The sequence below is a fragment of the Streptomyces sp. NPDC051913 genome, assembly GCF_044593635.1.
Classification (GTDB): Bacteria; Actinomycetota; Actinomycetes; order Streptomycetales; family Streptomycetaceae; genus Streptomyces.
In genome coordinates this window covers 37567-63560 of record NZ_JBIUCI010000025.1, presented here as the reverse complement: position 1 = coordinate 63560, position 25994 = coordinate 37567, and the positions used below count along the sequence as shown (strand labels likewise).

The 25994-nt window shown below is 71.3% G+C and carries 19 protein-coding genes and 3 pseudogenes; 9 read left to right on the top strand and 13 right to left on the bottom strand.

What is annotated here, in order from left to right; genetic code table 11:
• The first annotated feature begins 286 nt into the window (after positions 1-286).
• Positions 287-1087 (top strand): FadR/GntR family transcriptional regulator, encoded by an 801-nt coding sequence (locus ACIHIX_RS43320; RefSeq protein WP_399966105.1) that lies wholly within the window; start codon positions 287-289, stop codon positions 1085-1087.
• Positions 1088-1147: 60 nt separating this feature from the next.
• Here ACIHIX_RS43320 and ACIHIX_RS43315 read toward each other — a convergent pair whose 3' ends face one another.
• The 4 genes and pseudogenes from ACIHIX_RS43315 to ACIHIX_RS43300 all read right to left on the bottom strand — a co-directional run.
• Entirely contained in the window at positions 1148-1984 is an 837-nt protein-coding gene (locus ACIHIX_RS43315; RefSeq protein ID WP_399966104.1) for an ABC transporter ATP-binding protein, read from the bottom strand.
• Positions 1974-2816 carry an ABC transporter permease gene (locus tag ACIHIX_RS43310; protein WP_399966103.1) on the bottom strand — a complete coding sequence of 281 codons (843 nt, stop codon included), beginning with the start codon at positions 2814-2816 and terminating at the stop codon, positions 1974-1976. The genes ACIHIX_RS43315 and ACIHIX_RS43310 overlap by 11 nt, the downstream gene beginning before the upstream one ends.
• Positions 2813-3835, bottom strand: a complete 1023-nt coding sequence (locus ACIHIX_RS43305) for an ABC transporter substrate-binding protein (protein WP_399966102.1) — start codon at positions 3833-3835, stop codon at positions 2813-2815. Before ACIHIX_RS43305 ends, ACIHIX_RS43310 begins: the two co-directional genes overlap by 4 nt.
• A 76-nt stretch (positions 3836-3911) precedes the next feature.
• A pseudogene (locus ACIHIX_RS43300) lies at positions 3912-4091 on the bottom strand (hypothetical protein); the annotation flags it as partial.
• An 89-nt stretch (positions 4092-4180) separates the two neighbouring features.
• Between ACIHIX_RS43300 and ACIHIX_RS43295 the strand changes: the two are divergent.
• A complete protein-coding gene (locus ACIHIX_RS43295; RefSeq protein ID WP_399966101.1) occupies positions 4181-4444 on the top strand; it encodes a hypothetical protein in 264 nt (87 codons plus the stop codon).
• A 246-nt stretch (positions 4445-4690) separates the two neighbouring features.
• Here ACIHIX_RS43295 and ACIHIX_RS43290 read toward each other — a convergent pair.
• The 3 genes and pseudogenes from ACIHIX_RS43290 to ACIHIX_RS43280 all read right to left on the bottom strand — a co-directional run.
• A pseudogene (locus tag ACIHIX_RS43290) lies at positions 4691-4927 on the bottom strand (recombinase family protein); the annotation flags it as partial.
• A 324-nt stretch (positions 4928-5251) separates the two neighbouring features.
• On the bottom strand, positions 5252-6388 hold the full coding sequence (locus ACIHIX_RS43285; protein WP_399966099.1) for an FAD-dependent oxidoreductase: 1137 nt from the start codon (positions 6386-6388) through the stop codon (positions 5252-5254).
• A 60-nt stretch (positions 6389-6448) separates the two neighbouring features.
• Entirely contained in the window at positions 6449-7840 is a 1392-nt protein-coding gene (locus ACIHIX_RS43280) for an MDR family MFS transporter (RefSeq protein ID WP_399966098.1), read from the bottom strand.
• 146 nt (positions 7841-7986) lie between these two features.
• On the opposite strand from ACIHIX_RS43280, the gene ACIHIX_RS43275 reads away from it, so the two are divergent.
• Entirely contained in the window at positions 7987-8592 is a 606-nt protein-coding gene (locus tag ACIHIX_RS43275) for a TetR/AcrR family transcriptional regulator (RefSeq protein ID WP_399966096.1), read from the top strand.
• Positions 8593-8676: 84 nt separating this feature from the next.
• Here the strand turns inward: ACIHIX_RS43275 and ACIHIX_RS43270 are convergent.
• Together ACIHIX_RS43270 and ACIHIX_RS43265 are read right to left on the bottom strand one after the other, a co-directional pair.
• Positions 8677-9093 (bottom strand): annotated as a pseudogene (locus tag ACIHIX_RS43270) (Tn3 family transposase); the annotation flags it as partial.
• 215 nt (positions 9094-9308) lie between these two features.
• Positions 9309-10145 (bottom strand): alpha/beta fold hydrolase, encoded by an 837-nt coding sequence (locus tag ACIHIX_RS43265; RefSeq protein ID WP_399966095.1) that lies wholly within the window; start codon positions 10143-10145, stop codon positions 9309-9311.
• Positions 10146-10411: 266 nt separating this feature from the next.
• On the opposite strand from ACIHIX_RS43265, the gene ACIHIX_RS43260 reads away from it, so the two are divergent.
• From ACIHIX_RS43260 to ACIHIX_RS43245, 4 genes are all read left to right on the top strand, one after another.
• Complete coding sequence (locus ACIHIX_RS43260; RefSeq protein WP_399966094.1) at positions 10412-11329, top strand: pyridoxamine 5'-phosphate oxidase family protein; 918 nt, start codon at positions 10412-10414, stop codon at positions 11327-11329.
• Between the two features lie 501 nt (positions 11330-11830).
• Positions 11831-12406, top strand: coding sequence for an RNA polymerase sigma factor (locus tag ACIHIX_RS43255; RefSeq protein ID WP_399966092.1), 576 nt, complete (start codon positions 11831-11833; stop codon positions 12404-12406).
• Positions 12403-13596, top strand: a complete 1194-nt coding sequence (locus tag ACIHIX_RS43250; RefSeq protein ID WP_399966091.1) for a CU044_5270 family protein — start codon at positions 12403-12405, stop codon at positions 13594-13596. Before ACIHIX_RS43255 ends, ACIHIX_RS43250 begins: the two co-directional genes overlap by 4 nt.
• A gap of 87 nt (positions 13597-13683) precedes the next feature.
• A complete protein-coding gene (locus ACIHIX_RS43245; protein WP_399966090.1) occupies positions 13684-14469 on the top strand; it encodes a L,D-transpeptidase family protein in 786 nt (261 codons plus the stop codon).
• Positions 14470-14492: 23 nt separating this feature from the next.
• Here the strand turns inward: ACIHIX_RS43245 and ACIHIX_RS43240 are convergent, their stop codons facing one another.
• The 3 genes from ACIHIX_RS43240 to ACIHIX_RS43230 form a co-directional block, all read right to left on the bottom strand.
• Entirely contained in the window at positions 14493-15158 is a 666-nt protein-coding gene (locus tag ACIHIX_RS43240) for a TetR/AcrR family transcriptional regulator (RefSeq protein ID WP_399966089.1), read from the bottom strand.
• 187 nt (positions 15159-15345) lie between these two features.
• Complete coding sequence (locus ACIHIX_RS43235) at positions 15346-16164, bottom strand: oxidoreductase (protein ID WP_399966088.1); 819 nt, start codon at positions 16162-16164, stop codon at positions 15346-15348.
• A gap of 178 nt (positions 16165-16342) precedes the next feature.
• The gene (locus tag ACIHIX_RS43230) at positions 16343-18664 is read right to left on the bottom strand and encodes a M4 family metallopeptidase (RefSeq protein WP_399966087.1); all 2322 of its coding nucleotides are present in this window, start codon (positions 18662-18664) and stop codon (positions 16343-16345) included.
• Between the two features lie 464 nt (positions 18665-19128).
• On the opposite strand from ACIHIX_RS43230, the gene ACIHIX_RS43225 reads away from it, so the two are divergent.
• The gene (locus ACIHIX_RS43225) at positions 19129-19626 is read left to right on the top strand and encodes a hypothetical protein (RefSeq protein WP_399966086.1); all 498 of its coding nucleotides are present in this window, start codon (positions 19129-19131) and stop codon (positions 19624-19626) included.
• 91 nt (positions 19627-19717) lie between these two features.
• Positions 19718-22549: an AAA family ATPase gene (locus ACIHIX_RS43220; RefSeq protein WP_399966085.1), complete on the top strand. Its 2832-nt coding sequence runs from the start codon at positions 19718-19720 to the stop codon at positions 22547-22549.
• 11 nt (positions 22550-22560) lie between these two features.
• Here the strand turns inward: ACIHIX_RS43220 and ACIHIX_RS43215 are convergent, their stop codons facing one another.
• On the bottom strand, positions 22561-25947 hold the full coding sequence (locus ACIHIX_RS43215; protein WP_399966084.1) for an AAA family ATPase: 3387 nt from the start codon (positions 25945-25947) through the stop codon (positions 22561-22563).
• Positions 25948-25994 lie beyond the last annotated feature (47 nt).

Below are 25994 nucleotides of genomic sequence, written 5' to 3'. Positions count from 1 at the left end.
AGTCCGTGGTGAGAGGGCACGGCGTCCCGAAAAGGGCCCGCCCCGCTCTGGCTGGTACGGGCCGGCCTCGGGGGTCCGGTGTCCCTCAGCGGCCTACCTAACTAGGATAATCAATCGCCTAATCCTTGGCTACACTTGGAGCCGAACCGCTGCCGCGAGCAGACCGCCCGGCCGCGGGCCCGTTCGCGCCGTCTTGCAGGCCTGCGCGGACGCCGGGGATCATCGCCCTGGCATAGGATGAATCGCATTTTTGGAGCAGTACGGGAGGGGCGAAAGGGTGGACGACATGGCCGAGGATGTGTCCGGCACGAGCGGAGCCGCGGAAGGGAATCGAACCCCTCGCCGTCGGCCCCAGAGCCGTAAGGCACAGAAGGCGGCCCTGCTGATCGCCCAGCAGATCGTCGATGACATCACCCTGGACGGCCTCACGCCCGGAACGAAGATGGCCAGCGAACGCGACATGCTCGCGCGTTTCGAGGCCGGACGCGGCACCCTGCGTGAGTCGCTGCGCTTCCTGGAGATGAACGGCGTGATCACGGTGAAGGCCGGCCCTCAGGGCGGCCCCATCGTCTCCGAGCCCGACGCCCAGGACCTCGCGGGCGTGCTGGGCCTCTTCCTCCAGCTGCGCGGTCTGCCGTTCCGGGAACTGGTGTCGGCGCGCGAGATCCTGGAGCCGGAGCTGGCCGCCCTGGCCGCCGGCGCCTCCGGGGGTGACGTCGCCGACGAGATCACGGACTCGATCGAGGGGATGCGGGCGTTCCTCGACGACGAGCAGAACTTCCTGGCAGAGAACGACCGGTTCCACGCCGCCGTGGCGACCGCCGCCGGAAACGGCCTCTTCGCCCTGCTCATCTCCTCGCTGCACTCCATCACCGACGGCATGCCGCTGGGCGTGAGCTACCCCCGGGAGCGGCGCGAGGCCGTACTGCGGGCCCATGAAGCCGTGGGCGAGGCCATCGTGGCGGGCGATCCGGAAGGGGCCCGCTGGGCCATGCGCCGCCACATGCGCGAGTTCCGCCGCTATGTGGAGGAGAAGTTCCCCACGGTCTACGAGCGGACCGTGCGCTGGCGCGACATCGCCCCCTGAACACCGTTCGGTGCCCGCCGCGGACGTTCGCGGCGGGCACCGAACGGTGCACGGCAGGGGCTATGTCGAATGAACCAGCTCCCAGACCGTGTTGCGCAGGGCCATGAACTCGTCCGACACCTGGTAGGCCAACGGACGAGGCCGCGGCGTGGGGCAGGTGAGCACTTCTCGGACCCGGCCCGGCCGCCCGGTGAGGACGACGACCCGGTCCGCGAGGTAGACCGCCTCGCCGATGTCGTGCGTGACGAAGACAGTGGTGGTGTTCGTCTGCACGGCGATGCGCTGCAGCTCGATCTGCAGTTCTTCCCTGGTCTGCGCGTCCAGGGCACTGAACGGCTCGTCCATGAGGAGGAGTTCGGGGGCGATGGCCAGGGCGCGGGCCAGGTTGGCACGCTGTTGCATGCCTCCCGAGATCTGGTGCGGGTAGTAGTCCTCGAACCCCTCGAGGCCGACGAGCCGGATCAGGTCCTGCGCGTGGCGACGCACCGCGCGCCGGGACCGTTGGCGCCGGTCCGGTGTGCGGGCGCGCAGTTCCATCCCGAAGGCCACATTGCGCAGCACCGTCCGCCAGGGGTAGAGGCTGGCCTGTTGGAAGACGAAACCGGTACGGGCGCTGGCCGCCGCACTGTCGCCGACCGCGATCGCTCCGGCCGTGGGCACCGTCATCCCGGCGATGAGCCGCAGCAAAGTGGTCTTCCCGCACCCGGACGGGCCGACTATCGCGATGAACTCCCCGGGGCGGACCTCCAGGTCGATGCCTTCGAGTGCGGTCAGCTTCTGTCCCGAGGCGGGCTGGGTGAAGTCCATCCCCACATCGGACAGCAGCAGGCGTGCTCCTCCCTGACCGGCGGCGCCGGTATCGGTGCGCGCGGCCTCGGCGGTCATGTCAGCTCGCATCTGTCCTCCAGGGGCAGGCCTTGCGTTCCACGGTGCGCAGGAAGGCGGTCAGGACGACGCCGAGAGCCGCCAGCAGGATGGTGCCCACGAAGACATCGGCGGTACGGAACTGCTGCGCGCCCTGCAGGATGAGAAAACCCAGGCCCTTCTGCGCGCCGAAGAAGTCCGCGACCACGATGCCGACCAGGCCACGGCCGACGGCCAGCCGAAGACCGGTGAAGATGTACGGCAGGGCGCCGGGCAGGGCGACCTTGACGAACCGTTCGAAGGCGTTGGCCTTGTACGACGCGGCGACGTCCTTCCACTCACGGGCCAGACTCTCCACCCCGGAGAGGGTGTTGATGGCCACCGGGAAGAAGGCCATCAACACCACGATGAAGGCCTTGGCCGCGAAGCCGAACCCGAGCCAGATGATGAACAGCGGCGCCAGACCGATGCTCGGTGTGGCGTAGAGGGCCAGGACCCAGGGCTCGGTGGCATAACGGACGTAGCGGAACTGCCCCATCAACAGGCCGGCCAGCACGCCCAGAACGCCGGCGATGACAAAGCCGGCCGCGAACTGCCGCAGGCTGGTGGTCAGATGCCCGGTGAGTTCACCTCCGGAGCTCATCTCGGCGAAGGCGTGGGCGATCTGAGTGGGTGAGGCGAGCACCAGCGGGTTCACCTCGAACACCCTTGTGGCGGCTTCCCACAGGAGAAGTCCGCCGAGGACGGAGGCGGAGCCCACCCAGAACCCGGCACGGCTGCCGCCTCGGCGGCCGGACAGACGCAGCTTGCGGGTTCTGCGGGCGACCGCGGGTAGTGGTGTGGCGGCGGGTCGGCTGACGGTCATAGCGACTCCGTGGCTCGGTCCAGGTAGGTGTCGACGACGAACCCGTCGACACTGGTGCCCTTGTCCATGGCTCCGTGGTCGACGAAGGCCTTGATCGCGCCGTCCAGCGCGGTGCGATCGATCCTGCCGTCCGCCGGGAACAGCCCCTGGGCCCGCTTTCCGGTGAGCCAGTAGCCGTACGCCTGCTGGATCACGGGCTGCGGCGTCTTGAGGATCTTGGAAACGCGTTGCACGAGCTCCTGTTTGTTGGCCGGGTCGTGCATCCAGCGCAGCGTGCGCAGCCACCCCCGGGAGAAGGCGACCAGTGCGGCGTCGTGCTGGCTTGCGAAGGGTTTCGTCGTGACGACGAAACCGGAGACGAAGTGCGGCATGTCGTCGTAGAGGGAGCCGAGGTTGCGCAAGCCCTGTGCGGTCGCCTGGAATTCCAGCGGCGAGGTGACCACGGTGGCGTCGGCCTGGCCGTTGCGCACGGCGGTGAAACGTTCCGCCGTACCACCCGCCGTGATCTGCCGGTAGGAATCGGGGGACAGGCCCTGCCGCTTCAGGGTGGCGACCAGTGCGACGGTCGACACCGTGCTCGGCCCGGACGTGGCGATGGTCCGGCCCCGCAACTGCCCGAGCCCGGTGATACCGGGCTTGGTCACCACGCTCCAGATCGGGCTGTTGCACATCCCGTCGATGGCGATGAGGGGTGCGCCCTGTTGACGCGCCACCACCAGTTCCGAACCGCCGATCTGCAGGTCGAAGGAGCCTCCCATCAGGCCCGCCGTCATGGCGCTGGTGCTGCGCCCGATCGTGACCGCGACCTCTGTTCCCTCCTGCCGCATGAAGCCGAGATCCTGGCTCAGCGTGAGGGGGATGGTCGCAAAGTTCTGTTCCTGTACAGCGAGGCGGATCGTCTTCCTGCCGGAGCCTCCACCGGCCGATCCGCTGCCGCCGGCCGCGGAACCGCAGCCTGTCGCAACCGCCGAGGCAAGGAGGAATTGCAGGGTCTGCCTTCTCGAACACGCGCCGAGCATCGTTGCTCCTGTCTGTGCCAGAACGCTCATCACCCGGGGAACCCACTCGGTGGGCTCTTTCAGGTTGCTCCTATGATTAGCCTGAAAGCGGGAGTGGGTCTAGCCACGTGCGTGAAGTCGTCTCTCGGCTCTGTTCGGCCCGGATCGTCTTCCCCCTGCCGCTCTGCCGCGTGCCCCAACGCCGAGTGAGCTGGGCGACCAGCAGCAGTCCCCGTCCGCCCTCGTCGAACATGCGGGCCCGGCGCAGGTGCGGAGCGGCGCGCGTACGGGCCACCAGAAGGGCGACATCCGGCCTCGGGGAACATCGGTACAGCGATTGGCGCTGAGAACGATCATGGTCAGGGTGTGAGCGCGCTGACCCGGTATCTCGTACTCGCGGCGGGCCTTGCGCTGGGCCGGGACTGCGGGGATGCCCTGGGCGCCGTCGAGCGGCTGGCAGCACGCAAGGAGCTGGCGGTGCACAGCGGGGACGGCCGTCACGCGCAGGGTGTAGCCCTGGCCGCGTCGTACGGCCACCCCCTGGTTGAGCGCGGCCCGATCGGCGGGCTTCAGCTCGGTGGTGCGGAGGTAGTCGGCGACCTTGCCCGGCATGTCGAGCGCGACCGGTAGCTCTGGGGCGGGGGCGTCCTCCTCGCTGGCGGTGTGCTCGGGCAGGAGGTCGGCGACGGCGGTGCGGATCGCGCCGCGGCTGACCCGGTGGTCGCGGGTGAGGGCGGCGATGGAGCGGCCTTCGAGGTACGCGGTGCGCACGTCGGCGGCTGTCGCGGCCGCGACGGCGGGGTGGCGCCCGCCCTTGGCGCCCTTGGCCTCGGCGGCGCGCAGTCCGTCGTAGGTCAGCTCGCGCTGGAGGTCGCGCTGGAGTTCGCCGGCGGCGAGGGTCTGCACCATGAACTTCACGGTGGACAGCAGCTCGCCGGTGCGCGGGTGGCGGGCGGTGAGGTCCATGGCGGAGAACGCGCCGTCGTGGATGCGCAGGGCGAGACGGTCGCGGTGCAGGACGTCGAGCACGTCGAGGATGTGCTGGTTGCCGCGCACGAGGCGGAACATCTCGGAGATGTGCACGGTGTCGCCCGGCCGCGCGTACGTCAGCAGCTCGCCGAACTTCGGACGCTGGAGCGGGTGGAGGCGGCTGGAGGTGCCCGGGTCCTCGGTTCGCCACCGTGGGGCCCTTTCCGTACGGAGGATCGGACCCTGTCTGTCGTCAAACCCTGTCAGTAATCACCATCGGATCTGATGGGATTCGAGCCGCTGCGAACCCTTGGATTGCACGGGTTCATTGGACGCCCCGGCTGCCTGTCGTCAAACGATCGTTTGGTGACAGGACGGGTGTGCGCGTAACGGCAGATGCGGTACAACCCCGGTGCCGCGGTCGTTGCAGGACCGCGGCACCGGAGTTGTTCAACGCAAGGTGTGCGCTCAGCCGGCGTCGTGCTGGCTGGGGTCGAAGGTTTCGTTCGACAGTAGTCCGGTGGCGGCGCCGTCGAGGGCAGCCTGCATCTCGTGGGAGCGGGGCACCATGGTCTTCTCGTAGGCGCGGATGGCGTCGGCGATGGTGTCGTGGCCCGCGATGGCGAGGGCGAGTTCGCTGGCGTCGAGCATGGCGAGGTTGACGCCGACTCCGAGCGGGGGCATGAGGTGGGCGGCGTCGCCGAGCAGGGTGACGGTGGGGTTGGTCTCCCAGGTGTGCGGGACCGGCAGGGCATGGAGGGGACGGTGGATGTACGGGCCGTCGTTGTCGGTGATGAGGCGGCGCAGGCTGGGTGCCCAGTCGCGGTAGCGGTCCAGGAGCAGGGCGCGGATCTGTGCGGTGTCCTGGTCGTCCAGTCCGGCCTGGGTGGGCCAGTCGGCGGGGTCGGTCTGGATGATGTAGACGCGGATGTGGCCGCCGCTGTTGCGCTGGGCGAACAGGCAGCGCTCGCCGTCGGCCGCCATGGCGCTGCCCTGGCCGACGAAGTCGGCGATGAAGTGGTGCTTCGTCTCGACGTCGTTGAACCAGGCTTCGAGGTAGTTGATGCCGACGTGCTCGGGGGTTGCGGAAGAGAGCACGCGGCGGACCTTGGACCAGGCGCCGTCGGCGCCGATGACGAGGTCGGCCTTGATGACGCTGCCGTCGGCGAAGTGCAGCTGCCGCGGGCCGTCATCGGGGCCTTCGATGCTCTGGAGGGCACAGCCCCAGTGGACGGTTCCGGGGGTGAGGGAGTTCAGCAGGAGATCGCGCAGCTGGCCGCGGTCGATCTCGGGGGCGGAGAACTGGTCCTCGGTGGGGCGGTGGTGGAAGCGGATGGTTGCGTCGGCGGCGTCGAACTGCCGCATCTCCTGGCCCTCGGGGCGGGCGAGGCGGGTGAACTCCTCCAGCAGTCCGGCTTCCTTCAGCGCGGCCTGGCCGTCTTCCTCGTGAAGGTCAAGGGTGCCGCCCTGGTTGCGGTCCTCGGGGCCGGAGGCGAGGTCGTAGATGGTGGCGTCGATGCCGTTGCGCTGGAGGATGCGGGCGCAGGTCAGTCCGCCGGGGCCGGCGCCGATGATGGCGATGCGGGGGGTGGGGGTGGTGGTCATGGTGATGCTCCGTTCCTGTGGTCCGGCACAGGCCGGACGGCGATACGTGGCAGTGAGGGGTCAGGCGGTGGCGGCAGCCCTGTCGGCGGCGGGCGTTGGCCCGGTCTTCTTCAGCGGCACTTCGATCACGAAGAGCGCGGCGAGGACGGAGAGAGCGCACAGGATCGCGGCGGTCAGGAAGACGTGGCTGGTACCGGTGGAGACCGCCTGGAGGTAGGCGTCGCCCGCGGTGGGGGCGGTGCCCTGGAGGGCGCGGGTGAACAGTGAGCCGAAGACGGCGACGCCGAGCGAGCCGCCCAGGGTGCGGAAGAGGCTGATGGAGCTGCTGGCGGCGCCCATGTCCCGTAGGGAGACGCTGTTCTGGGCGATGGTGCCTGCCATCTGCATGGCGAAGCCCAGGCCGATGCCGACCAGGACCATGTAGGCGCTGGTGACCAGGCGTGAGGTGTCAGCGTCCTTGCCGGCGATGGTCGAGACGATCAGGACCGGCACCATCATGGGCAGCATCAGCAGGCCCGAGTTGGTCGCCGAGGCACCCTGCACCGTCTGCTGGAAGAGCGGCAGGTACAGGCCCGCCCCGAAGGTGACCACGCCGACGGCAAGAAGGATGGTCATCGCCAGCGGGAAGTTGCGGTGGTTCGTGAACACCGTCAGGGGCACCAGCGGTTCGGCGGCCCGCTTCTCCGCGAGGACGAACAGCACCAGGCCGAGCACGGCCGCGGCGCCGAGGCCGAGGATCTGCCAGGAGGCCCAGGCGTAGGTGGTGCCTGCCCAGCTCGCGGCCAGCACCAGCGCGCAGATGGAGACGGTGAGCGTGGCGATGCCGGGCCAGTCGAAGACGACCTTGCGGCGCTGGACGGGCACGTGCAGCTTCCAGCCCAGCCACACCAGGGCGAGCAGGCCGATGGGCAGGTTGATGTAGAAGGCCCAGCGCCAGTCGAAGTGGCCGGTGACGAACCCGCCGAACAGCGGGCCGCCGACGGTGCCGATCGCCATGACGGCGGCCGTCATGCCCTGGTACTTGCCGCGCTCGCGCGGGGGGACGAGTGCGCCGATCAGGGCGAACGCCCCGGCTCCGATGCCGCCGGCTCCGACGGCCTGGATCACGCGGAAGGCGATCAGCTGGCCCATGGACTCGGCCGCGCCGCACAGGGCGGACCCGGCGATGAAGACGGCTATCGAGGTCAGGTAGGTGGACTTGCGGCCGACGAGGTCGCCGAGCTTGCCCCAGATCGGTGTGGTGACTGCGGTGACGAGGGTGTACGCGGTGACGACCCAGGAGATGTGCTCCAGGCCGCCGAGCTCGGCCACGACGGTCGGCATGGCGGTGCTGACGACCATGTTGTCGAGCATCGACAGCAGCATCGCGAGCATGACGCCGAGCATCACCCAGCGCACGTTCTTGGGCGTCGCGGACGGCTCGGCGGCCGTCGCCGGGACGGTTGCGGGCATGACGGATCACTCCTTCCGGAGGCAAGGGGGGCGCTCAGAGGGGCGGGGCAGGACGAGGAGCCCGCCACACCAGAGAAGCACAACCGATCCATAAGTGCAACGGTTCAACTTTTTTGACCGTGCCACTAAAGGTGTAGATTGGGTGCATGCCCGACGACCGAGAAGCAGCGCCCGCACCGATGGGCCGCCGTGAGCGCAAAAAGGCCGCCACTCGACAGGCGATCGCCGACGCAGCCCTGCGCCTGTTCCTGGAGCGCGGCTACGACGATGTCGGCATCCGCGAGATCGCCGACGCCGCGGACGTGTCCACCACCACGCTCTTCAAGCACTTCTCGGGCAAGGAAGCGCTCGTCTTCGACCAGCAGGACGAGATGAAGGCCCACCAGCTCGACGCCGTACGCAACCGCCCGGAAGGGCAGTCCGTCCCCGCAGCCCTGCGCGAGCACGCCCTGAGCTACCGCCTGCTCACCCACGGAGACGACGCCGACATCAACGCCTTCCTCAACCTGGTGACCAGCACCCCGGTACTGCTCGACTATCAGCACCACACCTGGCTGGAGAACACCGCCCCCCTGGCCCAGGTCATCGCCGAGGAGAGCGGCCTTCCCGCCGACGACCCCGCCAGCACTGCCCTCGCCCGCTTCGCCCTCGAAGCACCCCGTATCGCCCGCACCCACCCCGACAGTGCCGCGGCCCTCAACGCCGCCTTCGACCTCCTCGAACACGGCTGGCAGAACACCGCCCCGGCCTGACCAGCGCAGCAGCCGAGCAGTCGCCGCACCGCCCCGCCCTGCACCGGTTCGCCGGCACGACCCAGTCCCAGCCACGGCTGGGACTCACTCCTCCCCGTTGTCGTCCTCGTCCAGCTCCGGCGTGTCCGGGTCGCGCAGCGGCCGCAGGGCGCCGGGGGCCGGGGTCGAGGCGGTGGAGCTGTAGCGGCCGAGCCGGTTGAGGTTGCGGTGCTTGAGCGGGGACAAGCGGGCGATGTCCTCGTCCCGGATCTCGTGGCCTTCGGCGCGGAGCTGGGCGACGGCGGCGTCGATGTACTTCGTGGTCCAGAGCACGATGGCGTTGAGGACCAAGCCGAGCGCACCGGGCTGGTCCTCCATTCCGTCCCGGTACGCCTGGTGGATGGTTCCGCGCTTGCCGTGGCACACGTCCCGGGCGAGCTTGTGGCGGGACTCCTGCACGGTGAGCTGCCGGTTCATCTGCCGCCGGTAGGTGTCGTCCACCGGGTCGACCACCCGCAGCAGGTCGTAGGCGCGGACCTGCCAACGCCGCACTCAACATCAAAACGGCCGCCGGACTGGCGGTGTCAGCCTGCGGAGCGCCGGTAAGACCAGAACCCGTTCCGGCACAGCGTGCAGAAACAGGAAGCCACGGATTCCCGACCGGACACCGTGCCGCGCAGCGGCACAGCAACCGGTGGAGAAGGCCGGAATCCTCGGGCTTCAGCCCGAGGTGCAAGTCACTTGGCGAGGAACTCCAGCAGCGCCCGGTTCACGTCGTCCGCGTGGGTCCACAGGAGGCCGTGCGGCGCGCCCTCGATCTCCACGTAGTCGGCGGAGGGCAGGGCCTGGTGGAAGAGGCGGGCGGTGGATTCGACCGGGAGGATCCGGTCGCCCGTGCCGTGCAGGATGAGCGTCGGTACGTCGATCTTGGGGATGTCCTGGCGGAAGTCGGTGCCCCAGGTGAGGGGCGCGGCGGCGGCCGCGTGGGCGCCGCCGCTCGCGGCCACGTTCCAGCTGTTGCGTACGGCTTCGTCGCTGATGCGTGTGCCCAGGTTCTCGTCGAGGTTGAAGAAGTCCTGGAAGAACGAGGTGTAGTAGGCGTACCGGTCGGCCTTGACCGCGTCGGAGACGCCCTGGAAGAACTCCGCGGGTGCCGCACCGCCCGGGTTGTCGTCGCTCTTGACCAGGCACGGTTCGAGGGAGCCGAGGAAGGCCGCCTTGGCGATGCGCGCGGATCCGTAGGTGCCGAGGTAGCGGCCCACCTCGCCGGTACCCATGGAGAAGCCGACGAGAACGGCGTCGCGCAGGTCCAGCTTCTCCAGCACGGTGTTGAGGTCGGCGGCGAAGGTGTCGTAGTCGTAGCCGACGGTGGGCTGGCTGGAGCGGCCGAAGCCGCGGCGGTCGTAGGTGATGACGCGGTGGCCGGCGGCCAGGAGCGCTGCGGACTGTTTCTCCCACGAGTGTCCGTCGAGCGGGAAACCGTGGATGAGGACGACGGGCTGTCCGGTCCCGTGGTCCTCGTAGTACAGCTCGATGTCTGTCGTGTTCTCCTGGCCCACGGTGATGAACGGCATTGGGTGTCCCTCTCGGATGGGTTGTGGGGCGACGGGTGGCGCCCCCGAACTGGGTTTCGCGCCTACAGATTTGTATCGGGGCATGCGCCCTCGTAACCGTCAAATGACTCAAGTTCGTACGTCAGCGGGCAGGAGGCTCATCCGGTCGTCCGTGAACCTGAGGTGGAGTCGCCGCCGTTTCAGTGCTGGAGGCTGCCTGTCGACCGGGCCGGTCCGACATGCCTGCCTCTCTTCGTCCCCTTCGACACAGACAGGTCGTGTATCCGATGCCACTGGACTCGGCGTTCGCCAAGATTGTCGACGCCTATCGGACCTGTGAGTTCGCCACCCTCGCGCGGGACGGCACGCCGATCGTCTGGCCGACGGCGACGCTTCGTCTCGAGGACGACACGTTTCTCGTCACCACGTCGATCGCCTTCGCCCAGAAGGCCCTCAACGTGCGTCGCGACGGCAGGGTCGCCCTGCTCTTCTCCGATCCCACCGGCAGCGGCTTGGACGGTGCTGAGCAGGTGTTCCTCTCCGGTACGGCGGTCTGCCCGGAGGAGATCGTCACCTCACCGTCCGGCAATGAGGCGTACTGGTCGATGCTCTTCGACCGCCAGCCCGACAGCCGACGGTATGTGGACCTGCCCGCACGTTGGCTCATGGACTGGTACTACCTGCGGCTGCTGATCACCGTCACCCCCACGGCCGTGACCGTCCGCCCGCCCCTGTCCGCCGGCCTGCGCGCCGCCGCGGACACGGGGTCTTCCCTGCCCGGCGCCGACATTCTCGCGCGCTTTTCCACCGCCGTCCTCGGTGCCCGGGACGCTTCTGGTGCTCCCTTGCTCATGCGGACGCCGGTCCGGGCGACGCCGGAGGGGTTCGTGGTGGAGACCGCCGGTGACTGCGAAGTGGTGGCCGGTCCGGCGTCTTTGCTCGTGCACCGCCACGACGACCGGCTCGCCGGTCTGTACAACGCGCTGGTGCGGGGCGAGTTGCGGCGGTCCGGCGATGGCGGCTGGCTGCTGGTGCCGCACCGTGTCGTCGAGCCGTCAGGAGGCGGCGGCGCTCGCACACTGCGTAATGCCCGTCGTGCGACGAACGCCTATCTCAGCAAGCGCGACCTGCGTCAGCCACGGGTGGACTGGCCCGCGTTGAAGGCTCTCGCCGCCGCGTCCGCGGCCCGGGCCGGCGAATCCTGACTCGGGCTGCCGATCCCTGGTCAGGACGCGGCATCCGGGGCGGGCGCTAGGTCGTGTCAGGCGTCATACCTCGCGGTCCGAGCGCCAGCCGCATCCCTCGTGCGGGCACTGCATCGTGAGAATGCCCGGATGGGCGCTGGGGCCTCGGTGGATGCCCGGGGATCCGCAGCGGGGGCATGCACGGTCGGGGAGGGCGGACGGGACCGTACGATCCCCGGGGTCTGCGGGCGCCGTCCGACAGGCGGGCGCTGACGCGTTGTTCTGGGGGTGCAGGAGAACCTCGCAGGAGGGGAACGGCCGAGCTTCTTCGCCGGGCGGCGGATGTGCCCTACATCGACGACAACGAGGCAGAGGCGACGCGGGGTTCACCCGGTGGTGAACAGTGCCGGGCACCGGAAGACATGTGTGTGATGGCGATCACACAGGTTTTTCTCCCGCGCCTGTAAGAACCGGGCCGCTGCACACATTTCCAGGTATGAAAGCCGAGATGAGGGGGTGCTCGTGACGCCTGCCGAGCGCTTCCACGACGTCTACGAGGAGTGCTACCCGCGGGTCCTCGCCTACGCCACCAGTCTGGTGGGACGTCAGGTGGGCGAGGACATCACCAGCGAGACGTTCACCGTTGCCTGGCGCCGCATCCACGACGACGTCCCTCACCCGGGCCTGCCGTGGCTCCTGGGGGTGGCCCGCAATCTGGTGCGGGAGATGCGCCGCCGGGACGCTCTGCGGTACCTCCTCGCCGCCGAGGAAGCACAGCGCGTCGCCCAGGGCGCCCAGGACCGGGCCGGGGACGTTGCGGCGATGGTCACCGACCGGCATGTCGCGCTCCAGGCCCTCGCGGGTCTGTCGGAGAGCGACCGGGAGTTGCTGACCCTGGTCGCCTGGCACGGCCTGAGCACGAAGGAGGCCGCCCAGGTCCTCAAGTGCACCGGCGCAGCACTCGCCGTCCGTCTCTACCGTGCGCGCCGGCGCCTGGAGAAGGCCCTGGAGGCGGCACAGACGGCTGACCCCTGCGAGGCGGCGCCCGCGCGCGCCGTAGGCATCACCCGACCGCACAGCGAAGGAGCACCCGCGTGAAGAACCCACAGGATCGATCGAAGCGAGCCGACGTCATGCAGGTGCTCGCGGACGCGCGGCCCGATGAGCTGGACCCGGCGCGGTTGACCGACCCGGCGCGGCAGCGGCGGGACCTCGTACGTATCGTCGCCGAGCCGGTGGACGGTCGTGCGGCGCGTCGGTCGATGCGTTTCCGTCCGCTGGGGACGGTTGCGCTGGTGGCGGTGGCGGCGTCCGTGGTGGTGTCCGTGGGCACCTTCGACCGGCAGGCACCGGCCGCTCCGCCTGCGGCGCAGGCGCCCAGCGGCACGGCCGAGACTCCGGTCGATGGTCATGTCGAACTGCTCAGCGCGGCGAGGAAGGCGGAGGCCGCGCCCGCCGAGGGGACGTACTGGCAGACCACCACGCTGGCGCGGTACGTGGATGTCGCCGAGGTGAGCGGGCGGTTCTTCGCCGTGCGCAGCGCGTCGACCGAGGACTGGTCGGTGGGGGTGCGGCCGGGGACGAAGAGCCTGATGGTGTCCGGTCTGGATTCCGAGGTCGAGCCCCGGACCGCGGCGGACGAGGCGGTGTGGAAGGCCGTGGGCTCGCCGCACACGGTCCAGGTCGAGGTCGGGCAGCAGAGCGGGACGCACCAGGTCGCCTTCACCATGGGGGCCGGGCGGCCGACGGTCATGCGCACCGACCTCGGTGGCAAGATCTATGCCGTCGGCCCGGACAACGTCACGTACAAGGACCTGCGGGCACTGCCCTCCACCAGCGGTGAACTGCGCCGTTGTCTGGAGGAGTTGTACGCACAGGACAACGGCGCCGACGGCGGCACCTCGGGCCGCAGTACCTGGATGCTGCGTCAGGCGGGCAACCTCGTCACGATGCCCGTGAAGCCCGAGGTCCGGGCAGCGGCATACCGGGTGATGGCCGGCCTTCCCGGCGTCCGGGTGGTCGGTCATGTCGCCGACCCGCTGGGGCGTGCAGGGGTGGCCGTCGAGTTTCCCGGTACGTACCGGACGGCACTCGGGACGACGAAGCAGCGCCTGGTCATCGACCCGTCCACCGGGGACATGCTCAGTGACGAACTCCTGCTCGTCGAGCCCTCGGCCAGGGCGAAGGCGGCGGGTCTCAAGACGGGTACGGCGGTCAACTACCAGGCGACCAGCCGTATGGGCTGGGGCGAACGCCAGATCACCGTGCCGAAGGACGCCCGGAACTGATCCGGCGCACCGTACAACTCGTGGCGTCCGCCAGCACTCCAAGCCCCGCCCCGGGGCAGCTCGAACCTCCCGGGAAGGCCGATACCCATGCGCCTGCACAGGCCCTACCTTTCAACGACCGCGGTCCTCGTCGTCTCCGCACTGGGGATCACCACCTACCACCACCTGGCCGAGGGCGACTCCCACGCGGCTCGTGTCCGGGCCACGAGCACCGAGCAGGCGGCCGAGGAGCCAGTGCCCGCGTCCGCTGCTCCGTCGGCGACGGTTCAATCGCGCCCGCAGCTCCCCGCCCGGCTGCCGGGGCTCGGCCCGAAGACGCTGGCGCGCGTCCCGGCTGCCGCCCGGCAGGTCGTCGTCGTGACGGGTGCCGACAAGAAGTCGTCGTCCTCGCAGGTCGTGCTCTGGCGGCGGGTCGACGGCGGCTGGCGTCGCGGGGAGGTGTGGGCCGCGCACAACGGCTACGAGGGCTGGACGGACAAGCACTACGTGGGTGATCTGCACAGTCCCATAGGGGTGTTCGGACTCACCGACGCCGGCGGTCGGCTGGCCGATCCCGGCACCAGGCTTCCCTATCACCGGTCCGCTGCCTTCTCGGTCAGCGGCACCGGCTTCGAAGGGGAACCGTTGGCCGGCTCCTTCGACTATGTCATCGCCCTCAACTACAACCGGCAGCCCGGAACGTCACCGATGGACGGCACCAAGCCGCTGGGAGAAGGCCGCGGTGGGGGGATATGGATCCACGTCGACCACGGCGGCCCCACCCATGCCTGCATCAGCCTCTCCAAGGCCCATATGAAGGAGTTGCTGCGCGCACTCGATCCCGGGGATCATCCCGTCGCCGTCCTGGGCGACGCCGCCTCGCTCGCCCGCTGACCGCCTGGCCGAGCCGGGCGGGGTCACCCGGTGCGCAGCAGTCCGGTGACGAGGAGGTGCAGGGTACGGCCGAGCATCGCGGCGAAGTCGACCTTCGTGTCGGTGAGTTCGGGGTGCCGCTGGGCCTCGGCGACGGCTTCGGAGGGGTGGGCGAACGGCCAGAGCCCGGCCGTGCAGACGACAGTCAGGGAGACCAGTTCGCGGGCGGCGTCCGGGGTCAGCGCGGTGATGTGCCGGCGCAGCAGGTCGGCCAGGGCGCGCAGGAGTCGGACGTGGGCGAGCTTGAACTCGCGCGCCGAGTCGGCGGAGATGTTCCGTTCGAGTTCCGAGCCCAGAGCGCTGAACAGGTCGCACAGCAGGGGACGTCGGGCCAGCGAGTGGGCCAGGGTGTCCGTGACCGCGGTCACGGACCCTTCGCTCGTGGCCAGCTCGGCAGTCAGGTCGTCGATCCACTGGGCCAGGGAGCGGTTGAGGAGTTCGAAGAAGACCGCTTCCCTGGTCTCGAAGTAGCGCACGACGTTGGTCTTCGACAGCCCGACGCGGCGGCTCAGCTCGCGCAGGCTGACCTCGCTGACCGGCATCTCGGTCAGCAGCTGTGTCGCGGCGTCGAGGATGGCCTGCTTGCGGATCTCGCGCTGTTCGGCGCTGCGCGCGCGTTGAAAGCCGGCGGTCTGGTCGTCTGCTGTCATCGTCGCTTCCCGGGAACATCTTGCTCGCGGCCCGTGTGGCGCCGCCTGCGGCAACCCTAAGCCCCGTCGGCGCCGGTCCTCGGGGCGGCACCGGCGGCGGGTCCGGGGCCGGTTCCCAAGGCGGCGCCGGGGGTGAGGCCGGGACGGTTCCCGGCTTGGGGGCCCGGTGCCGGAACGGGCCGACGGGTCATACGGATTCGCTCACCTGGCGCCACTCGGCGTCCCCGGCGGCGAGGTTCTCGGCGAAGGTCCGCGCCACCTGAACGGCGTCCTTGCCGAGCAGCAGGCGCAGCGGCGGCCGCTCGGCCGCCACGATGTCGAGGAGGACCTGCGCGATGCGGTCCGGGTCGCCGGGCTGCTTGCCGTCCTGGCTGCGGATGGCGGCGACGGCACCGCCGACGACCTGCTGGTACGGCTCGCTGACGGGCGGGGTGGCCATGGAGGTGCCGGCCCAGTCGGTGCGCATGCCGCCCGGCTCGGCGACGGTGACCTTGATGCCGAGGGGGGCCACCTCCTGGGCCAGGACCTCGGAGAAGCCGCCCACCGCCCACTTGGCCGTCTGGTAGGCACCCAGGCCCGGGACGGCCACCCGGCCGCCGACGGAGGAGATCTGGATGATGTGGCCCGAGCGCTGCCTGCGCAGGACGGGGAGGGCGGCGCGGGTGACGTTCACGACGCCGAAGAGGTTGGCCTCGATCTGGTCCCGGAAGACCTGGTCGGACATGTCCTCCAGGGCGGCCATGTCGGCGTAGCCGGCGTTGTTCACCACGACGTCCAGGCGGCCGAAGGCGTCCACCGCGGCCTGCACGGCCCGCCGGGAGGCCTCGGCGTCGGTCACGTCCAGGGTGACCAGCCGGACCTGGTCGCCGTACTTCCCGACGAGGTCGTTCAGGGGCTCGGTGCGCCGGGCGGTGGCGACCAGGTTGTCGCCTGCCTCCAGCACGGCCTCGGCGACGGCGCGGCCCAGGCCGCGGGAGCTGCCGGTGATCAGCCAGGTCTTGCTCATGGGGTGCCTCTGTTTCTGTTCTCGTCGAGACGCGATCTCATAAGAGGCCGCTGGACCTTTATGTGTCTTCGACTTTAAGAGGCCAGTGGCCTCTTGTCCACTCCCGGGGCTCTTCTCACACGAGAACGGGCCCGCACCGAGGTGCGGGCCCGCGCCGTTCACGGGGTGGCCGGACGGATCAGAAGGTGAGGCTCCAGCGGTCGAGATAGCCGCCCTCGCTCAGCGGGATGCCGGGGGCGGCCGGGGTGTAGTCGGTGACGCGGAGTTTCCAGATGCCGTTGGCGGGCAGGGCGGAGGCGTCCACGGTGAAGGTGTCGTGGAGTTCCGTGCCGGTGTCCCACTTGAAGTCCTTGACCATCAGCACCGTGCCGTCCGGACCGACCAGTTGGACCACCTGGGCGCCGATGAAGGTGTGGACGAGGTCGACCGAGACCTTGAGGTCGGCGGGCGCGTTGCCGGTGCGGCCGGTGACCGTCAGGGGGGTCTCGACGCTCTTCCAGGGGGCGTAGTCGTGGCGGTCGGGGTCGACGAAGAAGTCGCCGCCGGAGGCCACCACGGTCCAGTCGAAGGAGTAACGGCGCTTCTCGGCGGCCGAGTTGGTGAAGGTGAGGGTGGTCGGGTAGGTGCCCGCCGTCGTGGGGGTGCCGGAGATCAGGCCGGTGCGGGAGTCGATGGCCAGCCCGGCCGGCAGACCCTTGGCCGCGTAGGTCACGGGGCCGGGGCGGGTGGAGACGGCGGAGACGGTCCGGGCGACCGGCTGGCCGACGGCCGCGTCACGGGTGTTCAGGGCCGTGATGGCGATGTGCTTGACGTAGCGGGGGCCCACGTTGACCGCGGCCCAGGCGTTCGCGACGGACTCGTAGGCGTCGCTGGTGGTGCCGAACAGGTCGGCGGCGGCCTGGAGGGTTGCGGTGCGGGCGCCGGCGTAGTCGGTGGTGCTGGTCATGTAGTGGGTCAGGGCGCGGTACCAGACGTTGGTGGCGTTGCGCAGACCGATGCCGGAGACCGGGAGACCGTCGTAGGTGGGGCTGTCGTAGTGGACGCCGTTGATGGTCTTGTGGCCGCTGCCCTCGGAGATCAGGTAGAAGAAGTGGTTGGCGACTCCGGCGCCGAAGTGCGGGTCGAGCAGGTGTGTGCCGGAGGTCCAGTAGTCCTGTGAAGTGCCTTTCTCCGAGGCGTCCTTGGACGGCTGGTCCAGGTAGCGCAGGGGCTTGCCGGTACCGCGGACGTCGGCGAGTTCGCCGATCGTGAAGTCGGGCACGTCCTCGGGGTTGTTCGCGAAGAACTCGACGGCGGTGCCCATGATGTCGCTGGTGGCCTCGTTGAGGGCGCCGGACTCGCCGGTCTCCAGCAGGCCGGCGGTGGCGGAGGTGACGCCATGGGTCATCTCGTGGGCGGCTATGTCGAGTTCGGTGAGCGGGTGCCGGTTGTCGAGGCCGTCGCCGTAGGTCATGCAGAAGCAGCTGTCGAGCCAGTAGGCGTTGGCCAGGCCCGCGACGTGCACGTTGGACACGGCTCCCACGCCGTCGTCGGCTATGCCGTTGCGGCCGAACACGTCGTGGTAGAAGTTCCAGGTCGTACGCGAGCCGTAGGCGGCGTCGACGGCGGCGGTCGCCCGGTCGTCGGCGGTGCCGTCGCCCCAGACGTCGTCGGCGTCGGTGTACAGGACGCCCAGGCCCCCGCTGGTGACGTCACGGACGCTGTTGCCGCCGCGCTGGGGGTCGACCAACTGGTAGGTGTCGCCCACCCGTTGGGTGTCGAGCTGGACGGTGCCGCTGTACTGACTGTTGCCGACGCCGGCGGTCACCTCGTCGTAGGCGGCGAGCCGGCTACCGGTGGCGGCGTCGAGGACGACGTGCAGACGGCTGGGCGTGCCGTCCTCCCGTACGCCGACGATAACGTTGTCGAGGGCCAGACGCGGAGTGCCGGAACCGGCCCAGACAATGCGGCGCGCGGCTCCTTCGACGGCGGCGTGCTCGACATGCTCCTTCCTGGCCTCGGCCAGCGCCCCGCTCCTCGCGCGTTTCGCCGTCACGCCGTCCCTGACGGCGGCCACGGACAGCGGTGTGCGCAGGGAGTCGTCGAGGCTGCGGCCGTGCGGGCCGTCGTGCACGATCAGGTCGCCGCCGCCCTCGACGGGCAGTCCCTGATAGGTGCGCGCGTAGCGGGTGTGGACCGTGCCGTCGGCGTCCTTCAGGACGTCCTTGGCCACCAGGTTCTCTTGGCTCCCTGCGTGCAGTGCCTTTCTGACGTCGGGGCGGTCGGCGGCGGCCCGGTCGAGCAGCGAGGCGCGTTCGGCGCGGCTGAGGGGCACGGTTTCGGCGCCGGCCCTGGCCTTGGCCGCGAGGAGCGGGGGCGCCGGGGTGTGTGCGGCGTCGCGGGCGGTGCCGGTGCCCACGGGGGCGGGGGCCGCGGCGGCGTGCGGGGTCGTCAGGGCGAGGGTGCCCAGGGCCACGGCGAGGGACACCGCGAGCGGGCCCACGGGTCTCAGGCGCGACATCGGCCGGTCCGCGCGCGAAACACGTGCGGCGGGGTTGAAGCGGGACATGACTCTCCTGGCTCGGAGGGGCAGGCGGCACAGGTGCCACGACGTCGGGGCTGCCTGTGGAGCTCAGAGGCGACTGCGACAGAGGGACGAGGCAGTCGGAAGCGACGGGATCGTTGCAGGTAATGGGCCTGCTGTCAGCACTCCGGTGATCATTGTTCGAAATCCGGCCACCCCTGGGCTCCGACGCGTCGGGACCGACCGACCCCCGACGGGCACCTTTACGCTGCGGCAACATTCGGCCACTTCGGAACTTTGGCCAGTTCTCGCTGGCGTATGTGTGCCGCACCGGCGGAAACATGTGCGTCCCGCGCCACCCCTGGACGGCCGCATTCCGCCGCGAACCGGGCAGGGACATGTGTAGACGGGTGTTCTGCGGCTAGTTTGACCTCATTGACGGCAACAGCCCGAGGACCAACATGCAGGTGCACCTGAACCCCCCGCTCGAACCCGGCAGTGCGCCCGAGCTCGCCGCCGCCATCGTGGCGGCAGCGGCCGACATCAGTGACGCGGCGCTGGACTACAGTCCCGAGAGCATCGACGTCGTGGAGGACATCGTCGACGGCTTCCGGGCCGAGGGTGTGAGCGGCGAGGACATGGCCGAGTCGCTGGTCGCCTTCGGTTGCTACCTCGGCGAGATCGTGACGCGCCGCATCGGGGGTGCCTGGCAGCCCGCCCCGGCCGCTCATCCCACAACCGCCCCGTTCGTCGTGGTGCTGCCCGACGCTCGGGAGTGCCATCCCATCGACTGGGTCTTCAGCCGTCTGGAGTCCGGGGCCGCCGTCAGCATCCGTGACCTCTACGCCACGGCGGCGGCCGCCGGGGCGGACGGCCGGTCCGTGGAAGAAGCGGAGCACGCGGCAGCAGCGGGAGTGAAGGAAGTCGAGGGAGTCGAGGAAGAAGGGGCGCACGGGTGAGCGTGTGCCGCGGCCTGTCCGGCCTGGAACGATAGAGGCGGCCAGGTACAGGGGCAGACAGGTCTGCGGACGGCGGGGAAGCGGAGGAGACGTGATCAGCGCGCACGTCGGCACGGCGGAGGGAACCGGCTCGGACGCCACCGGCCCGGACGTCTCCGGCCTGGTCGGTCGGGAGCGGGAACGGGAGCTGGTGGCCTCGTTCCTGACGGGCCTGCCCGCAGGCGGCGGCGTGCTCCAGCTCAGCGGCGCACCCGGTACGGGCAAGTCCGCCCTCCTGCGCCTCGCCGCGGCCGAAGCAGCAAGGCAGGGCATACGTGTGCTGTCGGCGGCGTGGGCACCCGGCGAGGAAGACGTGACGTATGCCGCTCTGCACGGACTCCTACGACCCGCCCTGACGCGTGTCGACGACCTGCCGGATCGTGAACGTGCCCTCGTGCGCGCCGCCTTCACCGGCAGCACCGTGCCGGGCCCCGCGGAGCTGGCCGTGGCAGTGCTGCGGCTGCTGGCCACGCTGTCGGAGCCGGTGCTGCTGTGCGTGGACGACCTGGAACGGCTGGACGCCGCCAGCCGCGAGGCCCTGCTCGCCCTGGCGGGGCTCTGCGGTTCGACGCCAACCGGGTCGGGGCCGGGGGCGGGGTCGCGGTCGCGGTCAGGGCCGGTGGGCATGATCGTCGCCGAGCGCACCGGCGGCGACTCACCCTCGTATCCGCACGGCGCCGCTGTCACGCTCGGGCCGCTGCCCGACGCGCACGCCGGCTCGCTCGTCGCCCGTGCCGGGCGGGTCACCGGGTACGGCGAGGAGCAGCTCGTCCTCGCCGTGGCGCGCGGCAATCCGCTCGCCCTCACCGAGCTCTCCCTGGGCGGCGGTCCGCTCGGGGACGCGGCCGGTTTCGGCATGCTGCCCGCGACACCACGCCTGGCCGAGGCGTACGCGTTTGACTGGGCGACGCTGTCGGCGCCCGCCCGCGAGGTGCTGCTCACCGCCGCGCTGAGCGCCTCACCGCGCACGCGGGACATCCTGCGCGCGAGCGGCATCCTGTTCGGCGGCGACGACACGGCCCGCGCCGGGCTCTCGGAGCTCGTCGCTCGCGGGCTGGTCGTGGAGGCGGTCGACGAGGAGGTTGAGGGTCCTCGGGTTCTGTTCCGCGAGCCGCTGATGCGGCCGGCCGTGCTGCGGCTGGCGTCGGCCGCCCGACGTATGGCCGTGCACGCCGCGCTCGGGCGGAGCCTCGGCAGTCCTGCCCACGCCGCCTGGCACACGGCGCAGTGCGTGGCGGGTCCGGACGAGGAGCTCGCGGAGCGGCTGGACCGGCTGGCGGACGGTTCACGCTCGATCACCGAGGTGCTGGTGGCGCTCGCCGCTCTGGAGGGTTCGGCGCGGCTCTCCCCGGATCCTGAACGCCGGGCGGTACGGCTGCTGCGGGCCGCCGAGCTGGCCGGTGACCACGGTCTGGTGGACCAGGCCCTGAGGCTGGTGCGCCAGATCGATCCGACCGAGTTGGGGACGTTCGGGCGGGCCCTGCTGCTGCGGGTGCACGATCTGCTGCCGGGCAGCAGCGCGGCCGGCCGCGAGCGGATCGTCGAGCTGTGCGAGGCGGCGCGCGCGGTCGCCGCGCAGGATCCGGTGCTCCCCCGGAAACTGCTGCTCGCGGCGGCCCGCAGATGCCGGTGGCAGCAAGTCGGGCCGTGGGAAAGGGACTTGGTCCTGCGCACGGCGGAGGAGCTGCGGGCCGGGCCCCGGGACGGGTGGTATCTCGTCGTGCTGTCGCTGATCGACCCTTTGCGAGTGCCCCGGCCGCCGGTCCCCCAGCCCGTTCCCCGGCCCGCCGAGGTCGAGGGGCGGAGTCTGTTCAGTCAGGTGACCACCCTCACCGTCGACTTCGAACTGGCCGAGCCGCTCCTCAAGGAGGTGGAGGGCGCCTTCCGCACCGCCGGCCGGTACGGGCAGCTGCCGCTGATGCTCGTACCGCGGACGATGTGCCAGATCTGGCTCGGCACCCAGTGGGACACGGCTCTGGCGCTGGCCGAGGAGAGCCGGATGATCGCCGAGCGGACGGGACAGCAGGACTGGGCGGCGCGGGCCACGGGGATGCTGGCCATCGTCGCCGCCTTGCGCGAAGAGCACGACAGGGCCTCGGAGAGCGCCGCCGAGGTCGAGGAGTCCTCCCTGCGGCTCGGCCAGAGCAGGCAGCTCAGCCTGGCCGTCCTGGCCCGCGCGCTCACCGCGTCCGGCACGGGCCGCTATGCCGAGGCCTACGTCCGGTTGCGCTCTCTGTTCGCGGACCCGACGACGCCGTACGCCTTCGAGCAGTTCTGGGGCCTCGCCTTCCTGGCGGAGGCGGCGCTGCCCGCCGGGGAGCTGGCCGATGCCAGGACCGTCGTCGACCATGTCGCGGCGCTGACGCAGGCCGGGTGTTCGCCCTTGCTGGAGCGGATCGTGGCCTACGCGGAGGCGGTGCTCGCCCCGGACGGCGAGGCGGAGGAGCGCTACCGCCGCGTGCTGCGGCCGGGGATCGAGGTGTGGCCGCTGCTGCACGGGATGAGCCAGTTCGGGTACGGCGCCTGGCTCAGGCGTCGGCGGCGCGTCACGGAGTCCCGTACGCCGCTGTCGGCGGCCGAGTCGGTCTTCCGGGCCCTGGGCGCCCCCTCGCGCGCCGAACAGGCCGCCTCGGAGCTCCGGGCGACGGGCTGGGCGGCGGAGGAGCAGCCTGCCGAGGACGACGTGGACGACTTCTCCCGGCTGCTGTCCCCGCAGCAGCTCACCATCGCCCGCCTGGCCGCCCGCGGTCTGTCCAACCGGGCCATCGGGGAACAGCTGCGACTGTCACCCCGTACGGTCGCCTCGCACCTGTACCAGATCTTCCCGAAGCTGGGCGTCTCCTCGCGGGCGCAGTTGGCCGCGAGGTTCGGGTCCGCCGACTGACGCGAGGCCAGTCAGGTGGCGGGAGGGTCCGCCGGTCCCTTCAAGTCACGCAGTATCTCGGCCAGTTGGGCCCGGGACGTCACTCCCAGGCGGGGGAAGACGCGGTACAGGTACGCGCCGATGGTCCGTGGTGCGAGGCCGAGTTGTTCGCCGATCTCCCGGTTGGACAGGCCGCGGGCGGCGAGTTCGGCGATCCGCAGTTCCCGGGCGGTGAGCAGATCGCGCGCCGCGGCGGGCCGGGACGCGCCCGGGGTCGCGCCGTCCGCCCGTTCCCCGGAGGCCCGTAGCTCCTCGGCGATCCGCGGGGCGCGGGCCTCGGCCCCCAGCATGGTGAAGGCCGCCGCCGCCTGGCGCAGAGTGGCCTGGGAGTCGGCGAACTGCCGCCGCAGTCGCAGCCATCGGCCCTCGGCCAGCCGCAGCGGCGCCTCCAGGTAGGGCCAGCGGATCAGGTCTTCGCTGAAGGCCCGCTTGAACATTTCCTGAGCGTCATGCTCGTCCGCGAGCACGGCCCGGGCCACCGTGAACCGGAGGGCGACCGCTGGGGGACATTGTTCGCCCAACTCCGTCTCCAGGCGGTCGAGCATCGCGAGCGCTTCCGGGGATGCCTGTTCGGCCTTGGCGGCCTCGGCGAAGGCCACCAGGGCGAACAGGGCGATCGAGCGGGTATGCGGGGCGTCGAGCAGCGACGACAGCGCGGGAAAGGCCGACGCGTGGTCGCCGCCCTCCACCAGGGCCCAGGCGGTGCAGACGGCGAGCACCGAGTCGATCGCCGGCATCGAGCGCCTGGCCGCCGCCAGGTCACGCGTGCTGCGGGGAGCCGCCGGAGTGCCGGTGCGCAGAGCCCGTACGACATCCAGCAGAAGGCGGGCCGCCGCCGCGTGGTGGCCCTGGCGGTACGCGCTGTCGGCCAGCTTCGCGCATCTCCGGAAGGCGTGCTCGGCCTGGGCCCAGCTGCCCATGCCGGCATGCGCCAGTCCCTGCCGCAGCAGCGCCCAGGGCAGCTGGTCCGGCTGGGCGTGGAAGCGGCGGCGCTCCGCCTGTCGGAACAGGTCCATGGCCCGGACGGGGTCACCGGCCAGCATGGCGGCCTGCCCGAGGCGCTCGATGTCGCGCACGGGCAGGTCGGTCAGGTGCCGGCCGGCGGGCATGCCCACGAGGACGGTGCCTGCCCGGTCCAGCGGGCGGACCATCGCCGTGGCGTGCAGCCACCGGGAGTCGTGCGCACGCTCCGGCAGCGCGTCGAGGAAGGCCAGCAGCGCATCACATCGTCGGTCGTCGCCCACGAGGACGGGCGCCGTGATCCGAGCCAGCTCCAGGGCGTTCTCCTGCTCGTCGGCACCGACGGGGGTGGGCCAGCAGGCCGGGTCGGTGGGGTCCGGGACGGCGGCGGAGTCGGGGTTGCCGGCGGCGGGGCCGGGGGCGGCGGGGCCGGGACGGTCCGGGGCGGGACCAGAGGCGGCGGAGTCGGGACGGTCCGGGGCGGGACCAGAGGCGGCCGACGGGTCGACGAGGGCAGCGGAGGCGGAGGCGACGGAGGCCGCGGCGGGACCGGGGGCGGCGGAGTCGGGACGGTCCGGGGCGGGACCGGAGGCGGACGACGGGTCGACGAGGGCAGCGGAGGCGACGGAGGCCGCGGCGGGACCGGGGGCGGCGGAGTCGGGACGGTCCGGGGCGGGACCGGAGGCGGTCGACGGGTCGACGGGGGCCGCGGAGGCGGGGGCCGCGGCGGGACCGGAAGCGGACGACGAGTCGGCGAAGGCCCCGGAGGCGGGGGCGGCGGAGGCCGCGGCGGGACCGGAGGCGGACGACGGGTCGACGGGGGCCGCGGGGGCGGACGATCGGTGAGTTGGGGTGGACGCCGCCCTGGGGGCTGCCTTGGAAGCTGTCGCGTGGACGTTCAGCGGCATGGGCGGCGGCTGGCCGTCAGTGGTGTGCTCGACGAAGGTCAGGGCCCGGGCGCACAGGGTGCCCAAGGGGCCCAGCGGGTGGCGCAGGGCGCGGTGCGCCAGCGTGCGTGTCATGCGCTCCAGCCCGAGGAGCTGGGCGAGTTGGGCGGCCCGCAGGGCGCAGCGGCCCTGATCGGCGGGGCTCGGGTGGAGGTCGGCGGCGCGCCGCAGCAGTCGTACGGCCATGGCCGGCTCGTACTGCTCCAGCGCGTCGCCGTGCATCGCCTCCAGGCGGGCGGCCAGCTCCGGGTCGTGCCCCTCCACCGCCTGGGACCGGTGCCACAGCATCCGTACCGAGCCGGCCGGCAGGACAGCCGACAGCGCGGCGTGCGCGGCCCGGCACCGGCGCGGGTCGGTGCCATGGACGACCGCCCCCGCCGTCGCGGGGTGGCCGAAGCGCGCCCGCAGGCCGTCGAACGCCACGAGGCCCGCGCGCTCCGCGGGGGCCAGTACCGCGAAGTCGAGTTCCGCGCCGCCGAGCCGGGACGCGGCCGCCAAGAGCAGCGGTAGGTCCGCCTCCGGGTGCAGCGCGGCGACCAGCAGCAGGTCCCGGGTCCCGGCGGGCAGACCCGCGGCGCCGGGCGCCATGGCGGCGGCCAGTCGGTCGGAGGAGGCGGGTATGGCGGGTCGTGCGTCCTCGGACGGGACGGGCAGTTCCAACAGGGCCAGGGGGTTGCCCGCCGCGGTCGCCAGGAGTTCGCGCGCGGTCTCCGCGCCGAGGTGCGGACGTCGCGAGGCAAGGAGCAGAGCGGACTCGGCAGGAGACAGCGGGCCGAGCGGGAGTGCGGGGAGGCCTGTCGCGGGGTCGGGCAGGGTGGGAAGACCGGTCGCGGGACGGGGCAGGGGGCGGTGCGGACGGGTGGTCATCAGCAGGGCCAGCGGATGGCCCTGGACCCGTCGAGCGACGAAGGCGAGCACCTGCCTGCTGGGTTCGTCCAGCGCGTCCCAGTCGTCCACGGCGACCAGGAGGGGCTGTGCGGGGTGGCTGACGGCTGTCAGCACTTCCAGAACGGTGAAGGCCAGCCAGGAGTGTCCACCGCCCGGTGTCGGGGCGCCGTCGACCAGCACGCTGAATAGTGCGTCGAGGTCCGCCGCGTCGAGGTCCGTGGCGCCGCGCACCGGCCAGATGATCTGGAGCAGGCCGGACAGGTCGGGCGGGTGGCCGCCGCGGATGCCGGAACACCGTAGGACCCGCATGCCATCGGCCCTCGCCGCCTCGACCGCGGCTTCCAGCAGTGCCGACTTGCCGGCGCCGGCCTGCCCGGGCACCACCAGGGCCGCGCCGCGGTCCGTCGCCTCGATCAGGAAGTCCCGCAGCGCTCGAAGTTCAGCGGCCCGGCCGACGAAGCCGGGATCGCCGGGCCCGGTGCGGTGGCGGAAGGAGGGGAGCGCCGGTGGGGGCTGTCCGTTCTCCATCGGGGTGAGAGAGGAGAACCTGTCTTGCGCGTTCATCGGTTCTCCCTGCTTGGTGCGCACGGTCCCGTCGTCGCCAGGAGCGC